Source organism: Cryobacterium sp. MLB-32 (genome assembly GCF_000738085.1).
Taxonomy (GTDB): Bacteria; Actinomycetota; Actinomycetes; order Actinomycetales; family Microbacteriaceae; genus Cryobacterium.
The window spans coordinates 1-844 of the sequence record NZ_JPRS01000116.1 but is presented as its reverse complement, the minus strand read 5'-3'; the positions used below and the strand labels follow the sequence as shown (position 1 = coordinate 844).

Genomic DNA, 844 nt, shown 5'->3' with positions numbered 1-844 from the left:
GCGACTGACGCCGTGCCCGCGCTTCGGTGGTCGGTGGCTTCCCGGCTGATCCGTCATCTGAGAACGTCCTAGATCTCGAGCAGTTCGGCTTCCTTGCGCTTGAAGGCATCGTCGATGCCGTCAACGTGGCTCTTGGTGATGAGCTCCAGTTCTTTTTCGGCCCGTCCCACTTCGTCATCCCCGACTTCGCTTTTCAGGGAGTCGAGCTCGTCCTTGGCCTTGCGGCGGATATTGCGCACGGAGATGCGCGCATCCTCCGCTTTAGACTTCACGATCTTGACGAACTCCTTGCGACGCTCCGTCGTGAGTTCGGGCAGGGTGGCGCGAATGGTCACACCATCGTTTCCCACGTTGGCACCCAGGTTCGGTGTGTCACGGATGGCGATCTCAATGTCCCGGAGCGCGCTCTTGTCGTACGGAGCGATCAGGAGGGTGCGTGCTTCCTGGTTCTGGAGGGAGGCCAGCTGCTCGAGCGGCGTGGCGGTTCCGTAGTAGTTCACCAGAATCTTGGCGAACATCTGAGGGTTCGCCCGCCCGGTACGTATGGTTCCGAAGTCGTCTCTGGCGGCTTCAAGTGCTTTCTGCATACGCGCAGTGGCATCGGACAGAACATCCGCAATCACGGTGACTCCTTCTTCGGTGGTAAGAGAATTCTAGTTGGAGACGCGGGTGCCGAGATCGGCACCAGGATGGCAGCGGTAACGTTGCCATCGGGCGCCATGCCGAAGACCTGCATCGGCATGTTGTTGTCCATGCAGAGGCTGAATGCGGTCGAGTCGACGACCTTGAGCCCCTTCTGCAGGGCCTCCTGGTACGTGATCTGGTCGATCTTGTGTGCGTCGGG

General features: G+C 60.2%; 1 protein-coding gene and 1 pseudogene. Both read right to left on the bottom strand.

The genetic code is table 11. From position 1 onward, the window contains the following. Positions 1 to 68: 68 nt before the first annotated feature. Positions 69 to 623: a ribosome recycling factor gene (gene frr, locus JF66_RS12220; protein WP_035878304.1), complete on the bottom strand. Its 555-nt coding sequence runs from the start codon at positions 621 to 623 to the stop codon at positions 69 to 71. Beyond that, a pseudogene (locus tag JF66_RS12215) lies at positions 620 to 844 on the bottom strand (hypothetical protein); the annotation flags it as partial. The pseudogene JF66_RS12215 and the gene frr, both read right to left, overlap by 4 nt.